Annotated in this window: 15 protein-coding genes; 10 read left to right on the top strand and 5 right to left on the bottom strand. The window is 61.3% G+C overall.

What is annotated here, in order from left to right:
- The first annotated feature begins 119 nt into the window (after positions 1-119).
- Both INQ47_RS19670 and INQ47_RS19665 read left to right on the top strand, forming a co-directional pair.
- Positions 120-1,046 (top strand): NAD-dependent epimerase/dehydratase family protein, encoded by a 927-nt coding sequence (locus tag INQ47_RS19670; protein ID WP_404702383.1) that lies wholly within the window; start codon positions 120-122, stop codon positions 1,044-1,046.
- Positions 1,043-2,173: a glycosyltransferase family 4 protein gene (locus tag INQ47_RS19665; RefSeq protein ID WP_404702382.1), complete on the top strand. Its 1,131-nt coding sequence runs from the start codon at positions 1,043-1,045 to the stop codon at positions 2,171-2,173. Before INQ47_RS19670 ends, INQ47_RS19665 begins: the two co-directional genes overlap by 4 nt.
- A 26-nt stretch (positions 2,174-2,199) precedes the next feature.
- Here INQ47_RS19665 and INQ47_RS19660 read toward each other — a convergent pair whose 3' ends face one another.
- The 4 genes from INQ47_RS19660 to INQ47_RS19645 all read right to left on the bottom strand — a co-directional run bounded on the left by INQ47_RS19660 (position 2,200) and on the right by INQ47_RS19645 (position 7,758).
- A complete protein-coding gene (locus INQ47_RS19660; protein WP_404702381.1) occupies positions 2,200-3,564 on the bottom strand; it encodes a hypothetical protein in 1,365 nt (454 codons plus the stop codon).
- 189 nt (positions 3,565-3,753) lie between these two features.
- On the bottom strand, positions 3,754-5,373 hold the full coding sequence (locus INQ47_RS19655; RefSeq protein ID WP_404702380.1) for a hypothetical protein: 1,620 nt from the start codon (positions 5,371-5,373) through the stop codon (positions 3,754-3,756).
- Between the two features lie 116 nt (positions 5,374-5,489).
- The gene (locus INQ47_RS19650; protein ID WP_401100914.1) at positions 5,490-6,395 is read right to left on the bottom strand and encodes a glycosyltransferase; all 906 of its coding nucleotides are present in this window, start codon (positions 6,393-6,395) and stop codon (positions 5,490-5,492) included.
- Positions 6,385-7,758 carry a lipopolysaccharide biosynthesis protein gene (locus INQ47_RS19645; protein ID WP_404702379.1) on the bottom strand — a complete coding sequence of 458 codons (1,374 nt, stop codon included), beginning with the start codon at positions 7,756-7,758 and terminating at the stop codon, positions 6,385-6,387. Before INQ47_RS19645 ends, INQ47_RS19650 begins: the two co-directional genes overlap by 11 nt.
- 324 nt (positions 7,759-8,082) lie before the next feature.
- Between INQ47_RS19645 and INQ47_RS19640 the strand changes: the two genes are divergently transcribed.
- The 8 genes from INQ47_RS19640 to INQ47_RS19605 all read left to right on the top strand — a co-directional run bounded on the left by INQ47_RS19640 (position 8,083) and on the right by INQ47_RS19605 (position 24,518).
- Complete coding sequence (locus INQ47_RS19640; protein WP_339444601.1) at positions 8,083-9,045, top strand: SDR family oxidoreductase; 963 nt, start codon at positions 8,083-8,085, stop codon at positions 9,043-9,045.
- On the top strand, positions 9,042-10,055 hold the full coding sequence (locus tag INQ47_RS19635; RefSeq protein WP_401100908.1) for a glycosyltransferase family 4 protein: 1,014 nt from the start codon (positions 9,042-9,044) through the stop codon (positions 10,053-10,055). The genes INQ47_RS19640 and INQ47_RS19635 overlap by 4 nt, the downstream gene beginning before the upstream one ends.
- Positions 10,056-10,115: 60 nt before the next feature.
- Positions 10,116-12,119: a polysaccharide biosynthesis protein gene (locus INQ47_RS19630; protein ID WP_404702378.1), complete on the top strand. Its 2,004-nt coding sequence runs from the start codon at positions 10,116-10,118 to the stop codon at positions 12,117-12,119.
- 169 nt (positions 12,120-12,288) lie between these two features.
- On the top strand, positions 12,289-13,359 hold the full coding sequence (gene rfbB / locus INQ47_RS19625; protein WP_404702377.1) for a dTDP-glucose 4,6-dehydratase: 1,071 nt from the start codon (positions 12,289-12,291) through the stop codon (positions 13,357-13,359).
- Complete coding sequence (rfbD, locus tag INQ47_RS19620; protein ID WP_135192828.1) at positions 13,356-14,261, top strand: dTDP-4-dehydrorhamnose reductase; 906 nt, start codon at positions 13,356-13,358, stop codon at positions 14,259-14,261. Before rfbB ends, rfbD begins: the two co-directional genes overlap by 4 nt.
- Positions 14,258-15,139, top strand: coding sequence for a glucose-1-phosphate thymidylyltransferase RfbA (rfbA, locus tag INQ47_RS19615; RefSeq protein WP_176685070.1), 882 nt, complete (start codon positions 14,258-14,260; stop codon positions 15,137-15,139). The genes rfbD and rfbA overlap by 4 nt, the downstream gene beginning before the upstream one ends.
- Positions 15,140-15,659: 520 nt before the next feature.
- Entirely contained in the window at positions 15,660-23,159 is a 7,500-nt protein-coding gene (locus INQ47_RS19610; protein ID WP_404702376.1) for an SDR family NAD(P)-dependent oxidoreductase, read from the top strand.
- Positions 23,160-23,168: 9 nt separating this feature from the next.
- Positions 23,169-24,518: an aminotransferase class I/II-fold pyridoxal phosphate-dependent enzyme gene (locus INQ47_RS19605; protein ID WP_404702375.1), complete on the top strand. Its 1,350-nt coding sequence runs from the start codon at positions 23,169-23,171 to the stop codon at positions 24,516-24,518.
- Positions 24,519-24,527: 9 nt separating this feature from the next.
- On the opposite strand, the gene INQ47_RS19600 is transcribed toward INQ47_RS19605, so the two are convergent.
- Entirely contained in the window at positions 24,528-24,983 is a 456-nt protein-coding gene (locus INQ47_RS19600; protein WP_404702374.1) for an REP-associated tyrosine transposase, read from the bottom strand.
- Between the last annotated feature and the right edge of the window lie 414 nt (positions 24,984-25,397).

The following is a 25,397-nucleotide window of genomic DNA, read 5'->3' as shown; positions in this document are numbered from 1 at the left end:
GCGCAGCACCTGTTGTAACTGGCTGGCCGGCGATGGGTTGCATAGCAGCCCTTGACGCTATCTGACACGCATCAGGCTGCGATTGAGGCCGCCTTGGCTGAAGGAGAAGTGAACAGCCTATGAACACGTTGGTGGTGATTGGAGGAAGCGGCTTTGTTGGCCGTCATTTCCTGGATGTTTGTGGTGAGCTGGGGGATACCGAGGTCATCTATGCCATCCATCGTACCGAACCTGACTGGTTGAGCAATTCCAACGTGCGTGCCGAACGCTTTGACGTGGATGACCCTTCAACACTTGCGGCAATTTTCGTGGCAGGTTGCACGGTGATCAACCTGTTACGGCCCGATGGAAGCGGCTGGTTCGAACCGGCCATTGTCAACGTGCTCAAAGCCTGCGATCAATCATCAATCAAGCGTTATGTGCACGTCTCGAGCATCGACGTATTTGGTGCTGCTCCGCAGGCGGTGGTCGATGCCAGCACGTGTATTGAGCCGAGAACCCCTTATGAATGTGAGCACGCTGCCGCTGAAACACTGGCGCGCTCGGTGCCGTCTACCCGCTTCGAGGTGGTGGTTTTGCGCCTGGGCGCAGTGTTTGGTGAGGGGGGGCTGAACATCGTTTCATTTGTGCGCGAAGTTGCCGGCTCTCCAGCCTGGAAGCTGGCATTGCGGCGGGTGCTGTACGGGCCGCGGCGGATGCACTTGGTCAGTGTAGAGAAAGTGGCGCAGACCTTGGCATTCGTTGTCCGCGTGCCTCAGGTACGCCAAGGAGAAGTGTTACTGGTGACTGATGACGCTGAGCCGGAAAATAACTTTGGCTACGTGCAGGATGCCCTTATGCAAGCGTTTGGTCGGCCCTCGATCAGCTACCTACCGCACCTGCCACATACCCTGCTTGCCTTGCTGTTGCGCCTGCGCGGCATTAGCAATGCTAATCCTGGTCGTCGATTCCGCGAGCAGCGCTTTGCTGAATGGCAACAGCCGGTCACGGCTGACTTCAAACAGCAGTTGCAGCGTTATATTGCGCTGTTGAGGGCGTCAGCATGAGGGTGCTGCTGGTCAACATATCGCTGGATGCCAAACTGGGTGGTGGTACGGCCGAGCGCACCCGACACTTGGCCGTTCACCTGGCTAAGGCCGGAAATGTTTGTGAAACCATAGCCATGACCGGTAACTCGTGGCAGAAGGAGTTCGATGAGTTTGGTGTAAAAAGCTACATTACCGGCCGTATTGGCCAGCGTTTTCCGATCCCGGTGCTTAATCCTTGGCGTGCCTGGCGCGCGGTGCGCAATGCAGAAGTGCTGCACATCATGGGCTACTGGAATCTGCTGAGTGTTGCTATGGGCTTGCTGGCCTTGATTGCTCGAAGGCCTTTTATCTTGTGTCCGGCGGGCGAGTTCGCCTCGGTAGGCACGCCAGAGCCGATCAAGAAGGTTTTTCACTTGCTGCTGGGGCGCTGGCTGATAAAGATGGCCTCGGGGTTTATCGCTATCACCGACTTGGAGCAGGGGAAGATCGCTCAGGTGGCGGGTGTGCCGGCTGCATCGATTCCGGTCATCGGCAATGCTGTGGGCGAGCCGAGGGTGGAGCAGCCGGCAAGTAACGTGCTATTGCCGGAACAGCCGTTCATCCTGTTCATGGGCCGGCTGGCACCGGTCAAGGGGCCAGACTTTCTGATTCAGGCCTATCTCGACACGCCCGCAGCGCAGCATTATCCGCTGGTCATGGCCGGCCCGGATTTCGGTATGCAGCAAGCGTTGCAGGCTCAGGTGGATGCCTCAGGGTTGAGTGGGCGTGTTCACTTCATCGGTTTTCTTGACGAGGCACAGCGAACTCAAGTGTATCGTCAGGCGATGATGCTGGTCATTCCTTCGCGCTCGGAGGCGATGTCCCTAGTTGCTCTGGAAGCCGGGGTGGTCGGCTTACCGGTTTTGCTTACCGACACCTGCGGCTTCGGCCAAGTCGAGCACGTAGGTGGTGGCATGGTCGTCCCGGCCAGTGCGGCGGGTATCGCGCAGGGTATGGAGCGCATGCTGGCCGATCCCGCCGAACTCATGGCCAAGGGCGACAGGCTGAAGGCGTTCATTCTCAAGCATTACACCTGGTCAGCAACTGTCTTGGTCATGTTGCGGCATTTCAAACGGCTGCTTCGTACCGGTTCGATGGCTGAATGAGAGTTATCGACGGGTTTGCAGAAGCTTTAGCTAGACCTTTGCGCCAGAGCGGTTGACTTGCGGCGCCCTGCCAAGGTCGAGCTGCAGATGAACATGGTGAACGCATAAGGCATCCACACGATCGGCCGCTGGTAGATGCTTAGGGCAAATAGGGCAAAGAACAGCAGTACCCACAACCGACGCTTGGCATTGTGAGTAATGGCCAGTGTAAGGCTGATCATGGCTAGCGCGAACAGCAAGGCGCCGATCAGACCAAAATCGGTGAGTATTCGCGTGGCCACCTGTGATACTCCACCATAGACCACGCTGGAGTCTGCACCCAAGCCGAACAGCAGGGTACGGCTATCGGCATCCAGGTAGCGAGCGAACAGCTTGTCCATTTCTGGGAGCGAGCGATTGTTGATGTATTCGGTCTGGCGTAGGTGCTGCTCGGGCTGCGGCGACTGCACGACGGTAGGTGCAGCTTGCCGAGTTGGGCTAGTGCTGCTCAATGGTTGCGTTGCTTGTGTTTCCAGAGGTGAAACGCGCTCCACCTGGACTGTCGCTGACTCATTCGGCTCGGAGGGGAGGGCGCTGGGCTTGATGATGCCCAATACCAGCAGCCCGAACAGCCCCAGCATGGCCAACGGCAGGAGAGTCATTGGCGACCGTGCCTGTATCAGGCGGAACAGGAAGCCCATGGATGCCATCACTATAAATGCCAGAGAAAATGACAGTAGGCCACCCACGAAAATCACCAGGAACGGGAGCGGCTTGAGTCTGAAACGGTTGCCTGCCAGTAAAAATGCCGACAGGGTGCCAACCATGCCAGGCTCGTCGTACATGGCACACAGCCGGTAAAGTTCACCGCCCCAAGGGAGTGACAGGTTGTTGCCGGACAGTAGGAGCGCACCCGGTGCATGCAGGTAGTATCCGCCAGCCTCTGCCATCGTTGGGTTGAGCAAAGGGATGTGGTCAAGTTTTATCGGCAGGCCCGCGACCTGGCTCAGGGAGACTGCGATGCCAGGAATAAGGCTGATCGCGAAGATCCAGCCGAACCATTGCAGCACCTTGCCACGGCGCTCGTCCGAGAACACCGCCAAGGCAAATATGGTTGGAAGGACGAAGTACCAACGGGTGGTGCTACCGTCGATCTTGGGCAGCATGCTGATATAGAGCACGAACAGGCAGATCAGGATGAACCCCGGCAATTCACGTTTTCTTGGGCGGTCGCCGAACAGGAGTGCAGCGACGGCTACGCATCCGGAAAGCAGCCCGGCGATTGCCATGTGGTGTAACGAGCCCCAGAGGAAATAGGGGTTCAAGGTAATCCAGGCACAAAGCGCAAACAGCGGCGCAAGTGCGGCATCGACGGGCGCGGTGGAGCTGTAAGTCCTGATAGCTAGTATCATCGTGAGGGTATCTGCCTCATCACACCTGCGTCATGCCTTACCCAGACGGCAGTGGCATGCACATGGTTTTTGGGGGTTGGGAATTCACTTCAATGTGACAAGTAACCATGGCAGGCGTGCAATTATCCACCTGCGTTTCGTCGGATATTTCTTATGAACGTATTTGCGCTCCTGAACGAGGAACGTTGTCTATCGCGCGGGCGTCAGTACCGTTTGGCTGGTCTTGGGCGCAGTCACGATCATGCGCACCAAATATAGCCCAACGATGAACCCCAGTAGCTCGATAAGGAAAAACATCTGCACCCGGGGAAAGTTGGTTTGGACTACCAAGTAGGCGAGGGCGACGCCGATGGTAGCGCGGGTGAAGATATTGCCGACTAGATGGCTGGCCAGCCGTTCGGCTAAAGTGCCGGCCAGGAACAGCAGTGCCAGGCCACCGGCCAACATTGCCAGATTGCCACTGTACAACAGGATGGCTAGCGGCCCGGGAATGGTCATGAAAGTGAAGTTCTCGAAGGCTTGGTACTGCGCATTCGACATACGTTGATAGATCGCCTCGGTCCCGCTTTCCGGGCGCTCTACCAGGCTGCGTATGAATAGCGGCCATCCGGTGTCTTCATGGCTCACCACCGCCAGTACGCCTTCCAGACCGACCCAGCGGTCCACTACCAGTTTGCTCAGTTCAAGCAGCATGCCTTTCCAGCGCGCGCGTTTGATTTCGGCGCTTTCTTGAGGGCCAGTGACGGGTAACGGCACCGCCCCGGCGGCGACTCGCAGTAGCGGCAAGGCTGGTGTCAGAACAACTGAGACGGCTTCAGCGGCATCGGCGGGAGCGATCACCAGGCTGGTCAGCGGCAAGCCAATGCTGCTGACCGGGCGCTCGTTCTCGCCTAACCGCAACTCGATGCTGGCAGCCGCCGTGGCTACGATCGGTCGAGCCTGGGCGAATGACTGCAATCGGTCAGCCGATACCATTAGCAGCGAAGCTACAAACAAGGCTGCGGTCACCAGGAGGATTCTTGCCCATTGTGCCAGACGCAACGTACTGACCAGTTCGCGGCTATGCACTAGGTAAACCACGAAAGGGGCGGCAACGTGCAAGATCATCTGCGCTCGGCTGCCCATAGATACAGCTGTTACCGCGCCTTCCAGAATGAGGATATAGAAGAGCGTTTCCAGCTTTATCTGGCGCGCTTGCACTAGCCAGTAGCCTAAGGTAGCGAGCAGAATCAGATTGCCCCAAGCAATCATGAACGATACCAGCACATAGACGATGCTAGGCAGTCTCAGGACCGGCTCGGTGCCAACCTTGAGGAAGGCGAACTTGAAGTTAAGGGCAAGCAGCAGGGCGGTGAGCAATATGGCCAGCCACAGGCACGGCTTGAGCAGCGAGCGTGGCCGGTCGATGTGGATGGTTGCAAGAGGCTGGAGTCTTGCGGCGATGGTCTGACAGACCAGTAATGTGGCGAAAGCGATGTTCAGTGCCAGCATGGCTGAATCCCATGCCTGTGGCGAGTCGTCGAAAGATCCTATGGGTTCGATGAACTGGGTATCGAGTATGAAGTGCAGCACCAGCTTTGCCCAGCAGCCGAGAATCAGGAATGCCAGAAGGAAGAACGAGAAGAAGCTGTTGCGATTGTTGAGTACGCTTCGCACCAGCAAACCGGCCAGAATGCCGTTGAGCAATAGCGGTGGCAGCGACGCTGGATAGTGCAAGGTGGCTGCCAGTGTGGCTACGGCAACCACCAGCAGTGCGGTGGCTTGCAGGTAACGATTACTTAGCAGGTGAGCTTGAACGGTCTGGCTCATCAAAGCGCTCCGAACATGGCAGAACTGACTGCAGTTTTTGTTGTTATTCTCAAAGTGGGGCTTTCGTTGTGCTCAAAAGCCAGAGCCTGACAAAACCGATAGCTGTCTCCCAGCACTCAGGCCTTGGACTTGGGTCTGATAATGGTCAACACATAACTGGCCATCTTGCGTGAAATGATCGAGGGCGGGTCAAGCAGTGCAGCCTTGCCCATGCGTACCAAGAACATTGCGTAGCGCCCGGAAAACCCATGCATGAAGCCGGATAGCATGTGTGCATTGGCAACCGCCTTGCGCTTCCAGCCAAGGATGGAGGGCGACAGGCCGTTGGTTTGGTAAAGGCTGTTGATGACCCGTAACGGTTCGTCGGAGCGTTCTGCGTTGCACGGGTTGTATGTGGTCGAGCCCGAGTGGATGCGGAAATCCGCCAACGGCTCGGCTACCCGGGTGAACGGCCCGTATTGGCATAGGCGCAGGAAGAAGTCCATGTCCGGGATGTTACGCAGGCTCGTGTTCCAGCCGCCTACCTTTTCCCATACTGAGCGTCGGAACAAAGCTCCTGGCCCAGGCAGGCACTGGAAGTTGGCGATCAGCAATCGTTCCTCGTAATCAGGTGTGTACACTGTGCGCACGTGTTTGGAGTTTTCGTCGATGACGCAGAAGTCCGGGTAGGCCAGTACCACTTCTGGTGCCTTGGCCATGGCTGCAACAATAGCCTCTAAGGCGCGTGGGTGCAGGCGGTCGTCGGCACTGAGGTAGCCCAGCAGCTCACCGCTGCTCTGCTGCCAGCCAAAATTCATCGCTGCACTTTGCCCGGCGTTGGCCTGGCGGAAGCGTATGAAATTTCCGGGGTGCTGCGCCAGAAGCGCTGGCGTTTCGTCGCTCGAACCGTCGTCGACGACGATCAGTTCCACGTTCGGATAGGTCTGCTGCAGCACACTGTCGATCGCATCCAGAACATAACGCCCGGTATTGTAGGTAGGGATGACGATCGAAACCTTGGGCATTATGTTGCTAGCGGCCATGAGATACCTTTCGACGGTAATAGTGGCACACGAACTTGCGCAATGACGCGTAGTTCGCTGTGGTGCTGAGGTTGAATATGCGTTTGACGCAATAGATTTGCGCCAGCGACTGGCAAACTCCGCCGAGGCTGTATACCACGGCCAAACCAATGATTCCATACAGCCACATGGCCAGTAGCCCGGCGGCGATCATGCAGACGCCGCTGATAACGGAAATGCGCATGGCAACATGCTGTTTTTGTAACATGATCAGTACGAAGCCGGCAGTCCCCGCGTACGTTTGCGCCAATTGTGACACGCCGATGATGGCAAAAATGTAGTACGCATTGGCATATTCACTAGACCATACGTGAGCCAGCACGAACTGGCCAAACAAAATGAATAGCAGATAGCCAGCTAGGCCAAGCACGGTCGCTGCGCCGGCACCTACCCCTAGGACACGCTGCAGGTAGCGTTTTTTACCGCGCACCCAGATTCGCCCGATAGAGGGCGCTACTACCGTGTTGATTACCGCCAGAGGTATCAGCACCAAGGCTGCGAGGCGTGATGCCAGGCCATAGACAGCCAGGCCTGCGGCGTCACCGAACCAGGCGATGATCCACAGATCGGCTTGCGACATGACGAACAGCACCAAGGTGGTGGTGAGGTTAGGGCGGGTTTCACGCAGCAGCGTCACATAGCCGATGCTGGTGCCCGGCTGGTTCTGGTGCTGTGCTCGGTACCAGCGATGCAGGCTCCAGGCGCCGAGCAAGGTGGTACAGCCTGCGCCCACCACGCCGGCCAGGATCAGTGTGCTGAGCTCAATGTGCAGTTCGCCGCGCCAAGCCAGGATTACCGTTGCTGCAGTAGCCAGGCTGGCGCCGGTAGTCAGAAAACTGGCCTGCACGAAATGTCCCAGCGCCCTGTGCTGCTCGGACAGGATGGTGCTGAGCGCCGCCAGGATCATGCTGAGCGATACCAGCGGGGCAATGCCGTGCAGCAGGCGCAGCAGGTCGGCACCCTCATAGCGCGAAAACACCAGCATGAAGAGGTTGAAACCAATGGCCAAGGCAACAGTCGACAGCACGGCCAGCAGCAAGGTGCGGCGCAGAATCTGCTGAATCTGCCCGGCATCGCGGTGCCCCTGGGCCGCAGAAATGCAAGCAGGTGCCGTAATGCTCAGGCCCAGCTGGCCTAGGGTGGCAAGTACTGCAATCAGCGACTGGGCCAGGAAAAACAACCCCACCGAAGTTTGTGGCATGGTCAGCGGAATTATGATGCCCGTCAGGGCGCCGGTGCCCAGCAGCAGAAAACGGCCAAATATGGCGGCGATACTTGCGGCGATGGGGGAGGAGAGCGCGTTGGTGACTTTCCCTGTGGACATGAGTTCTTATAGGTACCTAGAGGGGAGAGCGGATTCTGTTTTGTTTTGCATAGACTGTCCATGCTCTGACTGGATTGACATCGGGGCATTTTGATATCGGTCAGGGATATGAGCGCGGCGACCGGCAGCCGATTTGTGATTTCGCTCAGCTTTCATTAGGGTTTTGTGGTGTCACGCTGTTCATCCCTACGCAATAAGCTATTTTGTGTGTATGTCAGTCTGGGCTTTTGTCAGAAATTTCTGCACGTTACGTGCGTGTCTTCCGTTGTTATGCAAACTGTCCGATAGTAGCGATCAATAAACCAAGAAAGCGATCAGGTGAGAATGAGAGTAATTTTGACGGGCGCGTCCGGTTTTGTCGGGGGGGCAGTATTGAAGGCGCTCAGTCGCAATGCAAACGTCGAAACGGTCGTACCTTTGCGTTCACCTTTGCACGACATGCCAGCGGGGGTTGTCAGTTACCCTATTGGCGACCTCACCGATGACCAGAGCCTGCAGTTGTTGGTCCACCGCCCCGATGTGGTAGTGCACTGTGCGTCGCGCGTGCACATCATGAGCGATACGGCCAGTGACCCGTTGGCAGAGTTTCGTCGCATCAACGTCGATGGCACGCTGGCCTTCGCCCGTGCTGCCCGCGCGGCGGGTGCCCACCGTTTCATATTCGTCAGCTCGATAAAGGTCAATGGCGAGCAGACCTGCCTAGGCAAAGCTTACAGTGCCGACGACACACCGAAGCCGGTCGACCCTTATGGAATCTCCAAGCATGAGGCGGAGCAGGGATTGCTAGCGCTGGGGGCGCAGACCGGCATGGAAATCGTCATCATCCGCCCCGTACTGGTGTATGGCCCAGGGGTCAAGGCCAACTTCCTCAGCATGATGCGCTGGCTGGATCGTGGCGTACCGTTGCCCTTCGGGGCCATCCACAATCGCCGTAGTCTAGTAGCATTGGACAACCTGGTTGATCTGGTGCTGACCTGTATCGAGCATCCGGCTGCGGCCAATCAGGTATTCCTGGTCAGTGATGGCGAAGACCTTTCTACTACCGAGTTGCTGGCGCGCATGGCCAGGGCGCTGGGCAAGCCGGCGCGGCTACTACCGGTGCCGGCCTGGTTGCTGAGCACTAGCGCCAAGGCCTTGGGCAAAGGTGCGTTGTCCCAGCGCTTGTGTGGTTCGTTGCAAGTGGACATTAGCAAGACCCGGGAGTTGCTCGGCTGGCACCCCCCGGTACAGGTGGATGCGGCCCTTCTGGCTGCGGCCCGGCACTATCAGGAAAACAATAACCAATGATGCTTTTGTGGGCTTTACCCGCTGCACTGCTGCTGTCTTTGCTCATGACCGCTGGGCTTCGCCGCTATGCGCTGGCGCGCAGTGTCATCGACGTGCCCAACGCCCGTAGTTCGCACACCGTGCCCACGCCGCGTGGTGGCGGTGTAGCCATTGTGTTGACATACCTGTTGGCCACAGTCGGCCTCATGCTCATCGGGGCAGGCGACAGCCGCACACTGGTGGCTCTGGGCGGCGGTGGTGCGTTGATTGCCATCATTGGCTTCATGGACGACCACGGTCACATTCCGGCCCGCTGGCGCCTGGTGGGACATTTCATTGCGGCATTTTGGATGCTGGGATGGTTGGGCGGCTTGCCGCCGCTCACCCTGTTTGGTTGGGAAGTAGACCTAGGCTGGTTTGGAGGGGGGCTGGCGGCAGTGTACCTGGTGTGGCTGCTGAACCTTTATAACTTCATGGACGGCATTGATGGTATTGCCAGCATCGAGGCCATTACTGTGTGCCTGGGTGCGGCATCGTTATACTCTTTGGCGGGCCTGGCCAGCCATGCGGTCCTGCCAATGCTGCTGGCCGCTGCTGTTGCGGGGTTCCTGTTCTGGAATTTCCCCCCGGCCAAGATTTTCATGGGAGATGCCGGTAGCGGCTTCCTCGGAATCGTCCTTGGCGGCTTGTCGCTGCGGGCCGCCTGGGTGGCGCCAGAGCTGCTTTGGTGCTGGCTGATCCTGCTCGGCGTGTTTATTGTCGATGCAACCTATACCTTGGTTCGCCGCCTGCTGCGGGGTGACAAGGTATATGAGGCCCACCGCAGTCACGCCTATCAGTTCGCCTCGCGAAAGTTCGGCAGGCACTTGCCGGTCACATTGGCGGTTGCTGTACTGAACCTCTGCTGGCTGTTGCCTATAGCCTTTTGCGTTGCGCAGCTGGGCCTGGACGGCGCAGTGGGTGTGGTGCTGGCCTATATCCCGCTGGTACTGCTGGCGGTTCGCTTTCGCGCGGGCGAAATTGAAGATTGACACTAAGGTAATGTGAGCGACTCGATGTCAGGGAATTTCTGGAAGCGTTTCAGAGGAGCGATGGACAAGGTGCGCGCTAAACTGCTTGCTTTACCTCGTAGACATAAACGCTTGCTGCAGGTGTTGACCGATGTTTTGCTGATCTGGGTCGCTCTGTGGCTTGCTTTCATGGTGCGTCTTGGCATTGACGACATGGTCAATCCCATTCGTGATCACGCTTGGTTGTTCCTCACCGCGCCGGTGGTAAGCATCCCGCTGTTCATCCGCTTTGGTCTGTATCGTGCGGTAATGCGCTACTTCGGTACCGACGCGCTGATTGCCATCACCAAGGCCGTCACTCTATCGGCGCTCATCCTCGGCTTCATCATCTATTGGTCCAGCAACCACCAGAATGTTGTGCCACGGTCCATCACCTTCAATTACTGGTGGTTGAGCCTGATCATGATCGGCGGTCTTCGCCTGACCATGCGGCAGTATTTCTTGGGTGACTGGTTTGCCGCCGCTGTGCAGCACGTTCCTTTTGCCAGTAATGGCCGTGGCGACGGCCTGCCGCGAGTAGCCATCTATGGCGCCGGCGGTGCTGGCAATCAGCTTGCTGCCGCCCTGCGCTCTGACAAGGCCCTGCGCCCGGTTGCCTTCATCGACGATGACCCTAGCATCACCGACAGGGTCATTGCCGGCTTGCAGGTGTACCGTCCCGACCAGTTACAAGACATGATCGACGCCACCGGTGCGCAGGAAATTTTACTAGCCATACCGTCCTCTACCCGCACTCGCCGCCGCGAAATCCTCAATTTCCTCGAAGGCTACCCGCTGCACGTGCGCAGTATTCCGAGCTTCCTGGACTTGGCCAGCGGTAAAGTGAAGGTGGACGACATTCAGGAAGTAGATATTGCCGACCTGCTTGGCCGCGATGCTGTCCCGGCACAGGCTGACCTGCTTGAGCGCTGTATTGTCGAGCAGATCGTACTGGTAACCGGTGCCGGCGGCTCCATCGGCTCGGAACTGTGCCGGCAGATTCTGGGCCAAGCGCCAAAAACCCTGTTGTTGTTCGACCATAGCGAATTCAACCTCTACAGCATCCTCTCCGAACTGGAACAGCGCATTGCCCGCGAGTCGCTGTCGGTCAGCCTGGTACCCATCCTGGGCTCGGTGCGCAACCAGTCCCAGCTCCTCGACATCATGCGCACCTGGCACGTCGACACTGTCTATCACGCGGCTGCCTATAAGCACGTGCCGATGGTGGAGCACAACATCACCGAAGGCCTGATGAATAATGTCATCGGCACACTGCACACTGCCCAGGCCGCGTTGCAGGCCGGGGTTGCCAACTTCGTGCTGATTTCCACCGACAAGGCCGTGCGCCCGACCAATGTGATGGGCAGCACCAAGCGCCTGGCCGAAATGACCCTGCAAGCGCTTAGCCGCGAAGTGGCGCCGGTGCTGTTTGGCGACAGCAGCAACGTTTCGCAGGTGAACAAAACCCGCTTCACCATGGTGCGCTTCGGTAACGTGCTGGGTTCATCGGGGTCGGTGATCCCACTGTTCCACAAGCAGATCAAGGCGGGCGGCCCGCTTACCGTCACCCACCCCAAGATCACCCGCTACTTCATGACCATTCCCGAGGCCGCGCAGCTGGTAATTCAGGCCGGCTCCATGGGCAAGGGCGGCGACGTGTTCGTGCTGGACATGGGCGAACCGGTGAAAATTGTGGAACTGGCCGAGAAGATGATTCACCTGTCTGGCTTCAGTGTGCGCTCCGAGCGTAACCCGATGGGTGATATTGCAATCCAGTTCACCGGGTTGCGGCCGGGGGAGAAGCTGTATGAAGAGTTGCTGATCGGCGATAACGTCATTGCTACCCGTCACCCGATGATCATGAGTGCCAACGAAGACTTCCTGCCCTGGGATACGCTCAAGGAGTTCCTACGCCAACTGATGGCGGCAGCGGCGGTTGATGACTTTGTGCGGGTACGGCAGTTGCTGCGCGAAACCGTGAGCGGCTATTCGCCGGAAGGCGAGATTGTCGACTGGATTTACCAGCAGCGGCGCCTGGAGCCTTGAGCTTGCTTTGTAGGTAAACTCGCTTCCACAGGGCCGCGACGCGGCCCCTGTATCTCCGCCATTTCAGCCTGAATGTCACGTTGCCATCGTCTTCGCTCTCGAATCATCCGCCAACAGTCTAGAATCCTGAAAGTGGAAGAGCAGACCCTGACAACGGAAGCAGACAAACATGACCATTCTGGTAACCGGCGGTGCAGGTTTTATCGGGGCGAACTTCGTTTTGGACTGGCTGGCCGGCGATGACGAACCCGTGGTCAACCTGGACAAACTCACCTATGCAGGCAACCTGCAGACCCTGAGCAGCCTGCAGGGCGACAAGCGCCATATCTTCGTGCACGGCGACATTGCCGATAGCCGACTGGTCGCGGAATTACTGAATGCCCATCAGCCCCGCGCCATCATCAACTTTGCCGCCGAGTCTCATGTCGACCGCTCGATCCATGGCCCGCAAGCCTTCATCGAAACCAACGTCGTCGGCACGTTCCACCTGCTGGAAGCCGTGCGTGCATACTGGGGTGGCCTGAATGAGTCGGCGCGGCAGGCATTCCGCTTCCTGCATGTATCTACCGACGAAGTGTATGGCTCGCTGGCTGCCGACGAACCGGCTTTCACTGAAAGCCACCAGTACCAGCCCAACAGCCCGTACTCGGCCAGCAAGGCTGCCAGCGACCACTTGGTCCGTTCGTACTTCCACACCTATGGCCTGCCGGTGCTGACCACCAATTGCTCCAACAATTACGGCCCGTATCACTTCCCGGAAAAGCTCATCCCGCTGATGATCGTCAACGCCCTGGCCGGCAAGCCGCTGCCGGTGTATGGCGACGGTCAGCAGATTCGCGACTGGTTGTACGTAAAGGACCACTGCAGTGCCATCCGCCGTGTACTGGAGGCCGGCAAAGCCGGTGAGGTTTACAACGTCGGCGGCTGGAATGAAAAGCCCAACCTGGAAATCGTCAGCCGCGTATGCGCGCTGCTGGACGAACTGCGCCCACGCGCTGACGGCAAGCCCTACGCCGAACAGATCACCTACGTAAGCGACCGTCCCGGCCACGACCGCCGTTATGCCATCGATGCCCGCAAGCTGGAGCAGGAGCTTGGCTGGAAGCCTGCGGAAACGTTCGAAACCGGCATCCGCAAAACGGTGGCCTGGTACCTCGACAACCAGGACTGGGTGCAGAACGTGCAGTCTGGCAGCTACCGCGACTGGGTAGAAAAAAACTACGCAGGGCGTTCTGCATGAAGGTGCTGCTGCTGGGCAAGGACGGTCAGGTAGGCTGGGAACTGCAACGCAGCCTGGCCCCTCTGGGGCAGTTGCTGGCGCTGAACGCTCGCAGCCAGGCGTACTGTGGCGACCTGGCCAACCTGCCAGGCCTGGCCGAAACTGTCCGTGTCTACGCGCCCGATGTCATCGTCAATGCGGCAGCTTACACTGCCGTGGACAAGGCCGAGAGTGACCGTGAGCAAGCCTTCAAGGTAAACGCCGACGCCGTCGGCGTGCTGGCCCGCGCTGCCGCTGACAGTGGCGCACTGCTGGTGCATTACTCCACCGACTATGTGTTTCCGGGGCAGGGCACCCAGCCCTGGCGCGAAGACGACGCCGTTGACCCACTGAATACTTATGGCGCCAGCAAGCTGGCTGGCGAGCAAGCCATCCAGGCTGCCGGTTGCCAGCACCTGATTTTTCGCACCTGTTGGGTGTATGCCGCACGCGGCAACAACTTCGCCAAAACCATGCTGCGCCTGGCTGCGGAGCGTGAAAGCCTGGGCGTGATCGATGACCAGCATGGTGCCCCGACAGGCGCCGAACTGATTGCCGACATCACCGCCCACGCCATTGTCGCCACCCGCCGCAACCCATCCCTGGCTGGCCTGTACCATCTGGCCGCTGAGGGTGAAACCACCTGGTGCGGCTATGCCCGTTATGTACTTGAGCAAGCGGCGGTCCACGGTATGCCGCTGAAAGCTCATGCCGAAAACGTCACCCCATTGACCACAGAGGCCTACCCGACGCCGGCCACGCGGCCGGCCAACTCGCGTCTAGATACCCATAAACTGCAGAAGGCCTTTGCCCTGACCCTGCCAGACTGGCGCCTGGGTGTGGCTCGCATACTGACGGAAATCCACGAGAAAGGACCACTATGAAGCGTAAAGGCATCATTCTGGCAGGTGGGTCGGGTACCCGCCTGCACCCGGCGACCCTGGCAATTTCCAAGCAACTGCTGCCGGTGTACGACAAGCCGATGATCTATTACCCGCTGACCACGCTGATGCTGGCGGGCATTCACGACATTCTGATCATCTCCACCCCGCAGGACACCCCGCGCTTCGAGCAGCTGCTGGGCAACGGCCACCGCTGGGGCATCAACATCACCTACGCCGTGCAGCCATCTCCGGACGGCCTGGCCCAGGCGTTCCTGATTGGCGAAGACTTCATCGGCAACGCCCCCACCGCGCTGGTGCTGGGTGACAACATCTATTACGGCCACGACTTCCAGCAATTGCTGCGCAGCGCGATGGACCGCCAAGGCAGCGCCAGCGTGTTCGCCTATCACGTGCAAGACCCTGAACGTTATGGCGTGGTCGAATTCGACGGGCAGGGTAATGCCATCAGCCTGGAAGAGAAACCGGCCAAACCCAAGTCCAACTACGCCGTGACCGGGTTGTACTTCTACGACAACGACGTGATCGAGATTGCCAAAAGCATTCGGCCATCTGCGCGTGGTGAGCTGGAGATTACCGACGTGAACCGCGCGTACCTGGAGCAGCACCGTTTGTCGGTGGAAATCATGGGGCGCGGGTATGCCTGGCTGGATACCGGAACGCATGACTCGCTGCTTGAGGCAAGTGGGTATATCGCGACGATCGAGCGGCGGCAAGGGCTGAAGGTAGCATGCCCGGAAGAGGTGGCATTCCGGCAGGGGTGGATCGATGCCCAACAGTTGGAAACGCTGGCAGCACCGCTGGCCAAGAACGGTTATGGCCAGTATCTGCTGCGTTTGATTCAAGGCACGGTTTATTGAGGTAACAACCTAGGGGGCGGAACCGCCATTCCACGGGCGGTTCAACCCGCGAAAAGGCCGGGCTTGCTGGCCAATTTCCCAGGTCATTCACCGTCGCAGCCGCCACCGTATTCGCGGGTAAACCCGGCGGTGGCCCCCCATCGGAAGTCGAACACAGGCCGTCGTAGGAGCGGGTTCACCCGCGAAAGGGCCGCCCCTGCTGGCCAATCTCCCCCCGCCGTTCACCGTCGCCGCCACCACCGTATTCGCGGGTAAACCCGCTCCTACGCCAATCCGTGAACCATCCCTCACCCCAGGGTTTTCCCACCCCGGCAACCCGCGTATCATCCGCATACACAAATCTGAACATTCCCACGCTAGTCCCAGACCATGAGTCTTGCGCCCCCTGCGTGCATGGCAGTTTCAGGTACCCAGACAATCATCAGTGACATATAACGACTGGCCAGTTTCGTGGCCGGGCCAGGCATGCCGGCTGTCCGACGGATGGGACGGTGCCCGATGAGATTTGAAGGAATAGGTTTTGATCAAGCGTAGAAAGGTTGCAATCGTTGGTTGTGCGTACCGTTTTCCTGGCTCTTCCAATGCAGGCTTCTGGCAAAACCTGATGGAGGGCCGCGACCTGGTGACCCAGGTTGACCCGTCGCGTTGGAACAAACGCGAGTTCCTGCACCCGGACAAGGCCAGCCCTGCAACCAGCTACACCTTCGCCTCAGGCACCCTGGGGGATATCAGCGCTTTCGACGCTGGCTTCTTCAGCATCTCGCCGCGTGAAGCCGCGATGATGGACCCGCAGCAGCGCATGCTGCTGGAAATGTGCTGGGAAACCTTCGAAAACGCCGGGGTCAAGCCGTCCAGCCTGCGTGGCAGCAACTGCGGCGTGTACCTGGGCATCGCCGGGGTCGAGCAGTCCTACCGCCTGCTCGAGGACCTGTCGGCCATCGATGGCGCCACGGCGACCGGCAACACCATGAGCATCGCGGCCAACCGCCTGTCGTTCTTCTACGACCTGCGTGGCCCGAGCATGGCCATCGACACCGCCTGCTCGTCGTCGCTGGTGGCCTTCCACCAGGCGTGCCAGGCTATCCTCAGCGGTGATGTCGACCAAGCCGTAACGGGCGGTATCAGCCTGCACATGCACCCGTTCGGCTTCATGATCTTCGCCAAGGCGACCATGCTGTCGCGCACCGGGCGCTGCCAGTCGTTCGACGAAAACGGCGACGGTTACGCCCGCTCCGAAGGCGGCGGGTTGTTCCTGCTCAAGGACTACGACCAGGCAGTGGCCGATGGAAATACCATTTTGGCGGTGGTGGCGGCCAGTGCGGTGAACACCGACGGGCGCAAGTCCAGCCTGACCCTGCCCAATGCCGAGGCCCAGGCGGCGTTGCTCAAGCGCGCCTACAGCCAGGCCGGCATCGCCCCCGAGCAGCTGGACTACCTGGAGGCCCACGGCACCGGTACCGCCGTGGGGGACCCGATCGAAACCCGCGCCATCGGCGAGGCGCTGGGCCAGGCGCGCGGCGCCGGCAACCCGCTGCCAATCGGCTCGGTGAAAAGCAACCTCGGGCACCTTGAAGCCGCCTCTGGCGTGGCTGGCCTGATAAAGGCACTGAGCTGCCTGGCCGAGCGCACCGTGCCCGCTACCATTGGCGTGCAGGCGCTGAACCCGAACATCGCGTTCGCCGACCTCAACCTGCAAGTGGTCACCGAGCCCCTGCCGCTGAAGGCCGATGGCCAGTTGACCGTGGGGGTTAACTCGTTCGGCTTTGGCGGCGCCAACGCCCATGTCATCCTGCAAAGCCCCGAGCCACAGGCGCCGGCAGCGCAAGCGGCCAGCGCCCCGCGGGTGCCGTTGCTGCTCAGTGCCAAGAGCGAAGAAGGCCTGCGCGCAACCGCTGAACGCTTTGCCGCCTACCTGGCCGAGCAGCCCCAGGCCGACTATTACGATGTGGCCTACCAGGCGATGTATCGCCGCGATGCACACAGCCACCGCCTGCTGCTGGTCTGCGACAACGCAGCCGAAGCCGCCCAGGCGCTGGACGACTATGCCCAGGACCCGAGCCTCAGCGAACTGAGCGCAGTGCTGGAGGCCGGCCAGGCCCTGGACGGCGCCTCGGCACCGGTATTTGTCTATTCTGGCAACGGCTCGCAATGGCAGGGCATGGGCCGGACGATGCTCGACCAGCCGCTGTTCGCCGCCGCCGTGGATGAAGTGGACGCGTTGTTCCAGCCCCTGGCGGGCTACTCGCTGCGCGCCGAGCTGCTGGGTGACAACGGCGAAGGCCGCTATGCGCGCACCGAAATCGCCCAGCCTGCGCTGTTTGCCCTGCAAGTGGCGGTTACCAAAGTGCTGGCTGCCGAGGGCATCCACCCGGTGGCGGTGATCGGCCACAGTGTGGGTGAAGTGGCGGCGGCCTGGGCCAGCGGTGCGTTGAGCCTGGAGGACGCCACCCAGGTCATCTACCACCGCAGCCGCCTGCAGGGCCTGACCCGTGGTACCGGGAAGATGACGGCGGTCGGCCTCTCGGGTGAGGCCACGGCGCAACTGATTGCCGAACTGAAACTGGACGGCCGCCTGGTAGTGGCTGGCGAGAACAGCGCCCGCGGCGCCACTGTGGCCGGTGAGGTCGACGCCCTGGCACTGCTGGAGGCGGCCCTGGAAGAGCGCCAGGTATTCGCCCGTCGCCTGGACCTGGACTACGCCTTCCACTCGCCGGCAATGGACCCGATCGAGCAAGCGGTTATCGACGACCTCGCGCATATCCGCCCGCAGGCTACAAAAATTCCGTTCTACTCCACTGTCGTCGGTGGCCAGTTGGACGGCGAACGCCTGGACAGCCAGTACTGGTGGCAGAACATTCGCTTCCCGGTGCTGTTCCAGGGCGCGCTGGCTGCCCTGGTGCGCAATGGCCTTAACCTGTTCGTCGAGGTGGGCCCGCATGCGATCCTGCGCAGCTACGTCAACGATGTGCTGGCCGAGTGCGAACAACCGGGGCAGGTGATTGGCACCCTCAAGCGCAACGACCACAGCCCGCTGCTGCTGGAACGTACCGTAGCCCGCCTGCAGATTGCTGCCGTCGAGCCACAGTGGCAGGCGCGCTTCCCGGTGGCCGGGCGCCCGCTGCGCCTGCCTAACTACGCTTGGCAGCACGATCACTTCAGCTTGCCGGTCACTGCCGAGGCCTATGGCCCGCTGAGCCACGAGCGCGTGCACCCGTTGCTGGGTTACCCGGTAACAGATCAGGCGCTGACCTGGGAAAACCGCCTGGATACCCAGCAGTACCCGACCCTGGCCGACCACAAGGTGGGTGAGTCGGTACTGTTCCCGGGGGCAGGCTTTACCGAGCTGGCCCTGGCGGTGGCGCAACTGCACCAGCCGGGCGAGTTCGTCGATATCGAAGAGCTGGAAATCCACAACCCTCTGCTGCTGAGCAGCGAGGTCAGCAAGAAAGTGCGCGTGCAGGTCGAAGAGGCCGACGGCACGTTGCGCATCAGCTCGCGCACGTTGATGCAACGCGAAGACTGGGTACAGCATGTGGTCGCACGCTTGCCGGGCGAAGCTCGCGGTGTGCTGCTGGACGCCCGGGCACCGGCGTTGCCAGCCCGCCCGGCAGACTTCACCGGCGAGCAGCACCTGGCAATGACCTGCGCGGTTGGCCTGAACTACGGCCCGGCTTACCAGACCGTGGCCGCAGCCTGGCTGGAGGGTGAGCGCGTGTTGGCTCAGTTGGCCGTGCCTGCTGCCATCGAACACGAACTGGCAAGCCTGCACCTGCACCCGGCGTTGCTGGACGGTGCCTTCCAGCTGATTACCGAGCTGCTGGCCAGCCGCCAGGGGCATGACGATGGCCTGGCGTTCATCCCCGTCAAGCTTGGGCGCGTTGCCTTTACCAATGCTGGCGGTGTGCCGGTGCTGGCCGAGGTGCGCCAGCGCAAGCGCACCGCGCATTCGCTGCTGGTCGACTTCACCCTTTTCGATGCCAGCGGCGCTGCCGTGCTGGCGATCAAGGATGCGCGCATGCGTGCCGTGCGCCTGCAGTACGACCGCAGTGGCGATATCAAGCGTATGGGCCATGTAGGGCAGGCCGCGCCAGGCGCGGTTGTGCCTGTGCAGCGTAAAGCCGCGGCCTGCTCGCCGCTGGCCGAGGCCCTGCAGTGCCTGGCGGACGAGCCGGCGCAGGTGCGTTACCTGAATGAAGTGGAGCCACTGCTGGATGTGCTGTGCAGCAGCTTTGTCCTCGATGCGGTGGAACAGGCCGGCGGCTGCATCAGTGCCGAGCAAGTCGCGCAGTGGTCGCAGGGCCAGGGCGACTTCCTGGCGATGCTGTTGCGCCATGCCGAGCACGACGGCAGCCTGCAGCGTAGCGCTGACGGCGGCTGGCAACTGGTCGACCAGGGCGAGCGCCCGACCTCGCAGGCTATCTGGCAAGAGCTGTTCAGGAGCTACCCCGAGTACTTCCAGATTATCCATTCCGTTGGCCGTATCGGCCGTCATCTGTCGGCGTTGCTGGATGGCAGCCAGGCCTTCGACACCCTGCAACCGCGCGAAACCAGCGGCGCCAGCCTGGCGCGCCTGGTGCTGGGTGCGGCAGGGCAGCAGCACCTGCTCAGCGGCATTGGCCAGACCTTGGCCGCGCGCCTGGCGCAACTGCCGCCCGGCCAGCGCCTGCGCGTGCTGGAATTCGGCTTTGGTGGCGCTTCGTTTGCCGAGCTGTTGTACGCCGGTCTGGATTTCGATCGCCTCGATTATGCCTACTGCGTCGCCGAGCCCGAGCTTGAGCAGCGCCTGCGTGACGATTGCCCGGCGCTGGAGGTGCTTGGCCTGGAGCAACTGGCCGACGCCGGTACGTTCGACTGGGTACTGGTGCCGACCGACTTTGGCCCCCTTGGTACGCTGGGTGACGCCCTGCGCCTGGCCAGTGGCCGGCTCAACCCGCACGGCCAGTTGGCGCTGCTTGGGCAGTACCCGGCGCGCTGGGCCGATTTCGTCTTCGGTGCCCAGCCAGACTGGTGGCTGGCCGGCCCGCAGCAGGCGCTGTCGCGCCAGCAAGGCCCGGCGTTCTGGAGCCATGAGCTGCAGCGGCATGGCCTGACTACGCTGCGCACGCTCGAGGCGTTGCCGGGTAACGCCTGTGGTAGCTACCTGTTGCTGGCGGACAAGCCCGCCGGTGCTGACACTGCTGCACCTGTGGCCGTGCAGCGCTGGGCCGTACTCGCCGAAGCAGGCCAGGGCGCTGCCCTGCGCCTGGCAGAGCAGCTGCGCGCCCAGGGCCAGCAGGTTGACCTGTTGCAGCCGGGTGACGCCCAGGCGCTGGCGGCCCAGCTTGGCGCCTTTGCCCAGCCCCCTGAGCATGTGCTGCACCTGGCCGGTTTCGACAGCGGCACAGGCCTCGATGGCCAGGCCGAGCGCTGCATGCAAGCGGCCGCGCTGGTGCAGGCCTGTGAGTCGCTGACGATCGCGCCGCAGTGCTGGCTGTTCAGCCGTGGCGCTGCCGAGCACCTGCACAGCGCCGACACCGCCGCTGAGGTTGCGGCCATCGGCGACGCCGCCTTGTGGGGCTTTGGCCGTACCCTGGCCAACGAATCTCCGCACTGTCGTATTCGCCTGCTCGATCTGGCCCACGCGGCAGCGGTCGAGCTGGCGGTACCCGCGTTGTTGCACGCCGACAGCGAAACCGAGCTGGCCCTGGATGCCGAAGGCCGTCGCTACGTGCCGCGCCTGCGCGTGCTGGCCGACCAGCCGCGCCGCGCAGTGGACGATGCGCAGTGGGTGTGCCTGGGCTTTGACCTGCCGGGCCAGCTGCGCAACCTGCGCTGGGAAGTGCGCGAGCCGCGTCAACCGGCGGCGGATGAGCTGGACATTCAGGTGCGCGCGACGGGCCTTAACTTCCGTGACGTGATGTTCGCCCTCGGCCTGCTGTCGGATGAAGCCATCGAAAACGGCTTCTCCGGCCCTACCCTGGGCTTCGAATTTGCCGGTGTGGTGCAAGGCAAAGGCGCCGAGGCAGTGGGCGACTTCGCCCCGGGTGACCGTGTGGTGGGCTTTGGCCCCTGCAGCTTCGCCAACCGCCTGGTCACCAACGCCAACGCCGTTGCACGCATCCCTGAAGGGATGTCGTTCGAAGCGGCGGCGACCATTCCGAGTACCTTCTTCACCGTGTACTACGCGCTGCATCACCTGGCGCGCCTGGAGCCGGGCGAGAAGGTGCTGATCCACGGTGCTGCCGGTGGCGTGGGCATCGCTGCCATCCAGATCGCCAAATGGCTGGGCGCAGAAATTCACGCCACCGCAGGCAGCGACGAGAAGCGCGACTTCCTGCGCCTGCTGGGCGTCAGCCACATCTACGACTCCCGTTCGCTGGCTTATGCCGATCAGGTACTGGCAGCCACCGGTGGGCGTGGCGTGGACGTGGTGCTCAATTCGCTGGCCGGTGAGGCCATCAACCGCAACCTGCAAGTGTTGAAGCCGTTTGGTCGCTTCCTGGAGTTGGGCAAGCGCGACTTCTACCAGAACACCCGTATCGGCTTGCGCCCGTTCCGCAACAACATCAGCTATTTCGGTATCGACGCTGACCAATTGATGAGCGAGCGCCCAGCGCTCACCCGCCGCCTGTTCGCCGAAATGATGGAGCTGTTCGAGCAGGGCATTCTGCATCCGTTGCCGTTCCGCGAGTTCGACGCCAACCAGGTGGTCGAGGCCTACCGTTACATGCAGCAGGCGCGGCAGATTGGCAAGGTCGTGGTGACTTACGCCAACCCCATCCAGCAAACCGTCGACACCCGTGTGCAGCCGGTGCGGGCACTGCAGCTTGCCAACGATGCCAGCTACCTGGTCACTGGCGGCCTGGGTGGCTTTGGCTTGCGTACTGCGCAGTGGCTGATCGACAAAGGTGCCCGTCACCTGGTGTTGCTGGGCCGTCGTGGCCCGGCCAGTGAAGAGGCCCAGCCGCAACTGGCGTTGTGGCACGCCCAAGGTATCGATGTGCAGGCCGTGGCGTGCGACATCACCGACCGTGAGCAACTGCGCGGGGTGTTCGATCGCATCGCCGCCAGCCCATGGCCACTGCGTGGCCTGGTGCATGCCGCGACGGTGATTGACGATAGCCTGATCCGCAACCTTGACGGCGAGCAGTTGCGTCGCGTGCTGGAGCCAAAGGCCAAGGGCGCGCAGTACCTGCATGAGCTGGCCCAGGGCCTGGCGCTGGACTTCTTCGTGATGTTCTCCTCGGCCACCACCTTGTTCGGCAACCCCGGGCAGGCCAACTACGTGGCGGCCAACCACTGGCTTGAAGCCCTTGCGCGGCACCGTCGTGCTCAGGGCCAGGCAGCCACCGCCGTGCTGTGGGGCGCCATCGACGATGTCGGCTTCCTGGCGCGCAACAGCCAGATCAAGGACGCCCTGCAGAGCCGCATGGGGGGCTCGGCGCTGCGGGCCGAGGCTGCCTTGGCACAGCTTGAGGCCATGCTGTTGCAGGGTGATAACGGCCATGGCGTGCTGGAGCTGGACTTCAAGGCGCTGGCGCGCTTCCTGCCGAGCGCCACTACACCGCGCTTCAGCGAACTGGCCCGCGCCTATGGCGGCGACCATGAGGATGAAGGTGGTGGTGAAGACATCCAGCGCATGCTGGAGGAGCTTGACGATGGCGAACTGCTCGAACGCTTCGTAGACATGCTCAAGCACGAGGTGTGCGAGATTTTGCGCTTGCCGCCGGCACGCCTGGATGCCCAGCGCCCGCTGCAGGAAATGGGGCTCGACTCGTTGATGAGCGTCGAGTTGGTGGTGGCGCTGGAAGAGCGTTTCGGTATTCGCCTGCCGGTGATGGAGCTGAGTGACAGCTCCAGCATCGACAAGCTTGCCGCACGCTTGCTGGAGCTGCTGCGCGGTGAAGCGGGCAGCGGCGAAGAGCAACTGGCGCAGAATGTGCTTGCCCGCCATGGCAGCGAGCACAGTGCCGAAGAGTTGGCGCAGTTGAACGCAGCCTTGGCCGACAGCAACGCGGCACCCAACCGATTGATTGATTAAGAGTGCCAGATGACAGCCAGAACCCCGACCGGCCTTGGTGGCGATGCCAAGCAACGCCTGATCCAGCAAGCCCTCGCCCGGCGCCGCAATGCGGCCGAGGGCGAGCAGGGCGCTACCCTGGAGCAGGTGCAGCAGGCTGCCCTGAAGGTGCCCGAGGCGCACTATCGCTTTGATCAGCACCCGGGGTACCAGCAACTGCGGGTAATCCAGCAAAGCGCCATGCAACTGGGCGTGAGCAACCCGTTCTTCCGTATGCACCAGGGGACCGCCGGTGCCCAGACGCAGATTGGCGAGCGCGAGTTTCTCAACTTTGCCAGTTACAACTACCTGGGCTACTCCGGCCACCCGACCGTGGCCGAAGCGGCCAAGGCGGCGATCGACCGCTACGGCACCTCGGTGTCGGCCAGCCGCCCGGTTTCTGGCGACCGCCCGCTGCACCGCGAGCTCGAGCGCGAGCTGGCGCGCCTGTACGAGGTGGACGATGCGGTGGTGATGGTCAGCGGCCATGCCACCAACGTCACCACCATCGGCTACCTGTTCGGGCCACGCGACCTGGTGGTGCATGACGAGCTGATTCACAACAGCGTGTTGCAGGGTATTCAGCTGTCGGGTGCCCGCCGTCTGAGTTTTGCCCACAACGACTGGCAGGCGCTGGACCGCCTGCTGGGCGAGCAGCGCCAGCACTTCGAGCGGGTGCTGGTGGTGGTGGAAGGCATCTACAGCATGGACGGCGACTACCCCGAGCTACCCCGGTTCGTCGAGCTCAAGCATAAGCACAAGGTTTTCCTGATGGTGGATGAAGCTCATTCGCTGGGGGTGATGGGTGCGACGGGCAAAGGTATTCGCGAGCATTATGGGTTGGCTGGCGATGACGTCGACATCTGGATGGGGACCTTGAGCAAGACCCTGGCCAGTTGCGGCGGGTACATTGCGGGCCGCACGGCACTGATCGAGCACCTGAAGTTTCTGGCGCCGGGCTTCTTGTACAGTGTTGGCATGCCGCCGGCGGTCACGGCCTCTGCGTTGGCAGCGTTGAAGCTGCTGGCTGCAGACAGCGAGCGGGTAGCGCAAGTGCAGGCGCGAGGGGAGCTGTTCCTGCGCCTGGCGCGTGAAGCTGGGCTGGACACGGCGACCAGTACCGGGTTGGCGGTGATCCCGGTGATTACCGGCAGTTCATTCAAGGCCGGCCGCTTGTCCAGCGCCCTGTTCGAGCGTGGCATCAATGCCCAGCCGATTTTGTACCCGGCGGTGCCAGAGCATTCGGCGCGGGTGCGGTTTTTTGTGTCGTGCGAGCATACCGAAGAGCAGATCAGGCATACCGTTGCGGTGGTGGCGGAGGAGATGGCGCGGCTGGGGTGATGGCCACGCCTACAGCCAGATGGCATCCCAGTGTGGGTATTCGCCGACATTGGGTGCCAGGCCTGCCCTGACCGGGTTGGCAATGATGTAGCGAGCGGCGTTGAGCAGGTCATCATCCTTGCGCATGGCGCGATCGCAGTAGCCCGCCTGCCAGATGGGGTTGTCTGTTACACCGGCCTTGTGCAAGGCAAGGCTGGACCTTGATTTGAAGCGGCGCATCAACGTGGCCAGCGTCACCTGTTTCAGTTCTATCAGCCAATGCACATGGTCGGGCATGACCACCCACGCCAGCGTGGCGCAGCTGTTTTCCCGGTCTGCCTGGCGCAAGTGATTGACCACCAGCCTGGCCAGGTTGAAGTTGTGAAACAGTGGGCGACGCTGGTGGGTGACGGTTGTCAGCATGTATAGCCTGCCGGGGTGTGAAACCCGATGGCGGCGCAGATGGTGGGCATGGGCGTAGTGCATGTGGTCATCCTTGAAGGCTTCGATAGTTCGAGCCAGCGTAGACGCCCTCATGATGCCAGCAGCGATTCAACCATTGCAGAATGTGCCCACCGACCAGGGGGGACGGTGATTGGCCAGGGATATTGGCCCGCAGGCCAGGCCCTTTCGCGGGTAAACCCGCTCCTACGACGGCGTATGTCCGACCACCGATGCGTTTTCACCCTCCGTGTAGGAGCGGGTTCACCCGCGAATACGGTGGCGGCAGCAACGGTGACCGGCCAGGGATATTGGCCAGCAGGCCCGGCCCTTTCGCGGGTAAACCCGCTCCTATGTATGGACTCGCCCACACTGTCTAGCTGCTTTTTTGAACATAGGAACCCGGTTGCATCTATGTATCAGGCCTGTTCGAGGAAGCTTTTTGCTTCTGGCCAACAT

It is taken from the genome of Pseudomonas sp. 3HC3, from assembly GCF_044904505.1.
GTDB classification, from domain to species: Bacteria; Pseudomonadota; Gammaproteobacteria; order Pseudomonadales; family Pseudomonadaceae; genus Aquipseudomonas; species Aquipseudomonas putida_Y.
The sequence above is the reverse complement of the archived record's forward strand: the minus strand, read 5'-3'. Positions and strand labels throughout refer to the sequence as shown.